The 5087-nt window shown below is 53.7% G+C and carries 5 protein-coding genes; all 5 read right to left on the minus strand.

Annotation, left to right across the window (positions count from 1 at the left end; translation table 11 throughout):
• Positions 1 to 100 precede the first annotated feature (100 nt).
• Positions 101 to 1561, minus strand: coding sequence for a hypothetical protein (locus tag BACCELL_RS18685; RefSeq protein ID WP_007213557.1), 1461 nt, complete (start codon positions 1559 to 1561; stop codon positions 101 to 103).
• Between the two features lie 212 nt (positions 1562 to 1773).
• The gene (locus BACCELL_RS18690; RefSeq protein WP_007213558.1) at positions 1774 to 2100 is read right to left on the minus strand and encodes a type II toxin-antitoxin system RelE/ParE family toxin; all 327 of its coding nucleotides are present in this window, start codon (positions 2098 to 2100) and stop codon (positions 1774 to 1776) included.
• Positions 2097 to 2351 carry a hypothetical protein gene (locus BACCELL_RS18695; protein WP_007213559.1) on the minus strand — a complete coding sequence of 85 codons (255 nt, stop codon included), beginning with the start codon at positions 2349 to 2351 and terminating at the stop codon, positions 2097 to 2099. The genes BACCELL_RS18690 and BACCELL_RS18695 overlap by 4 nt, the downstream gene beginning before the upstream one ends.
• A 191-nt stretch (positions 2352 to 2542) precedes the next feature.
• Entirely contained in the window at positions 2543 to 4582 is a 2040-nt protein-coding gene (locus BACCELL_RS18700; protein WP_007213560.1) for a fimbrillin family protein, read from the minus strand.
• A gap of 17 nt (positions 4583 to 4599) precedes the next feature.
• Positions 4600 to 5022: a hypothetical protein gene (locus BACCELL_RS18705; protein WP_044154126.1), complete on the minus strand. Its 423-nt coding sequence runs from the start codon at positions 5020 to 5022 to the stop codon at positions 4600 to 4602.
• Positions 5023 to 5087: the final 65 nt, after the last annotated feature.

Genomic DNA, 5087 nt, shown 5'->3' on the forward strand with positions numbered 1-5087 from the left:
GGGCGAACAGGATGAGGGTGGCAAGGTATGTTGTTTTCTTTTTCATAATCATTCTATTGTTTTTGGACTTTCGTTACTGTCTTGGGTTGCTTGGTACAGGTCACTGTTCCCACCATAGCTTCAGGTTTCCGGTCACGCTGTCGCCTGCGGGGTTGTCCGTCCCGTTTACGATCTGTGCAAAGAGTAGCAGGTCTTGGGCTGAGGAGAGTTCATAGATAGGTTGGCCGTTAGTACCTTTCTTTTCTGTATCGTCCGGATTCGTGGCAGGTTTCAACTCTATTGTCTCCGTTCCCGTATCTCCTGCGTCTATTTCTTCCCAGGTGTTGAGCGTTGCCGTGGCGTCCAGGTTTTGGGAAACATTGAAGGGTGCCATCACTGTGATGCGCGTGCCGGTGGTGATGGTGGGGGGGACGCCGGCATTCTTGGTGATAGAATATTTTATAATCAGCGTCTGCGGTGTGCTTCCGGTGTTGGGGGTGAAGGTGAGGGTACCCAAGGTAGAGCCGTCGGGGACGGTGCCGCTCTGTTTTCCTGTGCTGACGTCGGTAGTGGTCGTAATGCCCGGCACGTCCGTTAAGTACATATAGGCACGGAAGGTGGTGACGGATTGTTGCCGACCGTTTATCGTTTCCGTAGCCTTACCGGTACGCCAGCAGACGATTTGGTTGTTTTTGCTGTTCTCGTTGGGGCCACCGGTCAGTGTCAGCTTCACAGCATCGATATCGTTGGCGTCGGTGCCGTCGAGAGTGGCTTCACCGGTGGTGGGTAGCACGTTGGGCATTGTTTGGTCTATTACCCGCACCACGATGCTGACGCGCCGGTGAAGGAGTTCGGCGTACAGTTGTCCGCGCTTGATGCCGGGGATTTCATTGTCGGCTTCGGCTATCCGGGCATTGTCGCAGGATAGGTAGTTCTGTAGACAGTAGTTCTTCCGGGTGGTTTGATTCGTGTATGTGATGCTGCCTTCCCAATGGAGGTTGCCGCCGTAGGTTTCTACGGAAATCGTTTTCCCACTGTTGCGGTCGATGTCGTCGATGTAGAGGGGATAGATGTCGGTAGCTTCAGCTTGAGCTCGGTATGGGTCGCTGTTGTCATTCGGGTTTATCTGCCGCCAGAGGTTGTCCGTTATGCCGGTATATACATAGGTGGCGGTGAGCGTCTTGCTTCCCATGTCGTTGTTTCCCAGTTTGGGGGCACTGACGGCGATGCAATCTCCCGCTTCCCAAGCGTTGTCTTTGCCTGCGGGGTCGGTCGCCATGCGTGTGGTAGCGGGTACTGAGCCGTCGTAGCCATCGTTACCCTCGATGGTGAGGAGGCCGATGGTGAGGGGAGTGCGCAGGCCTTCGGTGCCGGTGCCTTCGGGGGCGGTAACAGACAGAGGGTCGGCTGTGCAGCTCGTCAGCAGGAAGATGAGGAAAGAGATGCAGAGGAGAATGCACAGTGAGAGCAGTGGAATGGTGATCCGGTCGCCCAGTGAGTCGCCGTAGCGTATGGTGTACCAGACGTTTTTCCAGAATTCATCGCTGTACCTGCATGTCTTTATTTTCTTTTGTTTTTTCATTGTTTCTTGTTCTTTATGTCTTTTGGTTCTTCGTCTCGTTATCGTCTCCCGTGCGGTGGGAGTATGAAGGATGATATACCGGAAACAAAAAAATCGCCCCGGCTCTGTTTGGGAGTCGGGGCGAAAACTATTGTGCAGGATAAACTAATTTGGAATCTTGCGGATTATAAATCCGATTGGACGGTCGCAATGGCCGAAAATGCTTTTCGGATTTATACTCGTTGCAGCAGTTCCTTCATCAGGGATGCGGGGTTCTGGCGGGTGTTCCACAGGAGATGAATAAAGATGTAGTCGTCATGCATTGTGTAAACTATCTTTGTCATTCCTGAGAGTAACGAACGGTATATGAGCGGTTCATTTTCCGAATTCAGATCATCTTCGGGATGCCCAAGTTTAGGGTGACTTGCCAATAGGGATGCATCATGCTTCAACTTGTCGCGCACTTTGCGAGCAATGGATTTTCCGAATTCTTGCTGGCAGTAGGTTATTGTCATTCGCAAATCCTCCATAGCGAGGGGATGCCAGATTATTTTTGTCATATCATCTCTTCCATAAGTCGCTCTGCTTCTTCCTGACTGATGCCGCGTGCGTGCAACGCATCGTCTCGGGTGAGTTTCAGGCGTTGCTTAACTTGTTCTGCTGTATAGCAGCAGGGCGGTTCAGTATGGCGGGTTTCTTTCTCCTTCTTCAGTGCCTTTACGGCGCTGAGCACTTTCCGCAGCAGACTTTCGTCATTGCCGATGGTGCCGAGTTCGCTCAGTAGTTCGGCATATAGATTCATTGTTGCCATATGGTTTCTCCTTTTTTCTTTTAGGTTATTGACCTGACAAAGATACGGATTCGCTGCCGGAAAAGCAATGCTTGTCGAAGGAAAACCTCACGGTCTTCGAGTAATAGTTTTCGTTTCCAGTATGTCAAAGAGCACTTCTTTTGATTGCTCCGCCCGAAACTAATGGTTGCCGGCGGAGCGTGTAGTAGCGGCTATTGCCACTCGAAGTTGCCTTCACCCGATTCTTCTTTCCATGCTTCCACCGCAATGGTACCCGGATTGAGTTCGGATTTTATCAGGGTGGCGGTGAGGGTGTACTGGCTGCCGTACTTCAGCGTTAGCCCATCCTTGCCGGCTGCTTTCAGAGTGTAGGTTTTCTCTGTTGCCGTACCGCTGCCTAAGGTCAGGATCAGATAGTCAGTACCGATAGTGGCGCCACTTGCACTGTTTGCTCCTAAAGTTTGTGGGGCGATAATGGCAACGAATTGGGCGGGTTTGGCTTCAGTGGCGCCGGAACCACTGTTGGTGGCATCCTCGATCTTCACCAGGGTGACGTCGGTGGACTCACCGGATGTAAGCGTGGCGGTGGTGATACTGGGCCAGCCATCGCTGATGCTGTTCCATGCATTGTTGCCAGAGCCTGAGATGGTCATTTTCTTGTTGCGCTTCAGCTTGATTGAGGCAGAGTTCAGAGTGGCGGCATCGTAGGTACCATCGCTTTTCAGATTCATGATGAACCGGACGGTCTGATGCTCCAAGCGCCGGTCATCGCCGCTGCCGGAGCTGTTTTCGGTGAACTTAGGTGATTCGCCCCATTCGGTTGCTGCGTTCCGGCCTTCAAGATAGTCCTTCTCGTGGTTTTCTTTGTTTCTATCCGCACCAGTGTTAGTGGCGTGGCGGTAGTTGGTGGGGATAAAGACGGCATGAAAATAATACTTTTGCAGGGTACCGGTGGATGCATCGTTATCCCACTTGTTCAGGTTGTCCCATAGGATGGGGGCGTAGGCGGCATCGGCGGTATTGATGCTGGCTGTACCTCCTGTGGAAGATGTCTGGTATTGAATGGGGTATGTACCGATGGTGCCGTCAGTGACGCTCCTCGTCGAGGTTGTAGCCCGCAGATACAGTGTTCCTGTCTCCGTGATGTCCGAGAGATCAATATCCTGAGGTGTCACCACTCCGTCCGCCGTCACACTCTGACTGGCGTTGGTCGAGGTGTCCCAGTCTTTCAGTTGGATGGTACCGGGGATCAGTACAGACTTCCGGGCTACGATGGGCTGGATGGTGTTCCGGCCTGCTGTTAGCTGGATGCTATTTTCGGGTTTGTCGGGCTTGAAGGTGTAGGTCTTTCCGTCGATGGTGAGCACGATGCCGCCGTCGGTGCTGCTTATTGTCTGAGGCGGGGCGATGAGGCGGAAGGTGACACTCGTCACGTTTCCGGCCGTCTCTTCGGTGCCCGACTTGTAGTGCAGGGTGCGCTGCATGGTGAAAGCGGTGCTGGTGGTGCCGCTTGCAGTGGCGGTGGCGGGCGTTTCTTTAGCTTTATCAGCATTCGTGGTGTTGGCCACGTCAGTATACACCAGCGTGTAGGGCGCTATCAGCGAAGCTTCGGCTGTGGCTCCCGCCAGTTGTGTGGGGCTGAATCCGTTGTTTCCTTCGAGCGTGGTCAGTGTGACGGTGAGCTGTGCCATGAGGTGCTTCAAGGTGAACTGGAGGTCCTGGTGCCGCTGGGTGGTGTAAGTATAAGCCGTCAGCAGGTCAGCCCGCTCATAGGGAGAAAAAATCTCGGAGCCGATGGCTGGGTCAGCCTGGTTGGTGGGTATGCTGTAGACGGTATTGTCGTTACTGCCTTTTCCGGAGGATGCGTGCGCATTCACCACGGCGTAGAAGCTGTAGAACTTGTTGCCGTCGGTGCCGATGGCATCGTCCCAGTAGAGAGGAGACGTGCCGGGCTTGGCCTCCCAGGTGGCGTTGGCGGCTTGGTCACCGGCGGTGTTGTTGTATACGGCCGTTATGGAGCTGCCCACGGAGTTGCTGTAAAGATGTAGGTCTACGTTCTGATCGGGGATATATGCTTCGGTGCTACCGGTGGTGACGCGCGTCTGCGGGTTGGCGCCATCGGTGTTCACGCTGAGGGTGACGGCGTCTGCCGGGTCACGCGTGTCCGATGCGTCGTCGATGCTGTCGGTACAGGCTGTCAGGGTGCATAGTGCCAGGCAACCGGTCAGGAATAGATTATTTTTCTTCTTCATATCTTTCTTTGTTTTGTTTAGGGATCTACTACCACTCCGCCTTCCGTCATCGAGGCTTCGGTCCAGTTGGTCACAGCTGCCGAGAAGCCCAGCGGCGTGCGGCTTACGGTGACTTCGAGGCTGAACTTCTGGTTGGCTGTCATCGTCAGTTCTTTATTCAGCGTGTAGTTGTTCCCGTTGATGGTGATGACTATCTGCTTCAGTTGCTGCGGAGCAATAAGGGCGCTGAAGGTGGCGTTGGTACCGCTAGCATCGGCTGCATCCATGGTCTTCTTCAGGTCTACGTTCTTGGCAGTGGTGAGGTCGCTGATGTTCAGTGTAGCGGTGGTGCTGCCGACAGATACTTTCTTTTTACTGTCTGTCTTTACAGCGGCGGCGTTCAGTTCAGCGTTTGTGAATCCGTCTGTACCCGATATTAACTTCACGTCCAGCTGTGCCATGGCGTGTGTTAGTTTGTGGCCTTCGGTGCTGAAACCGGGCTGTGTGCCCCATGCGGTGACGTCGG

This window comes from Bacteroides cellulosilyticus DSM 14838, assembly GCF_000158035.1.
GTDB classification, from domain to species: domain Bacteria; phylum Bacteroidota; class Bacteroidia; order Bacteroidales; family Bacteroidaceae; genus Bacteroides; species Bacteroides cellulosilyticus.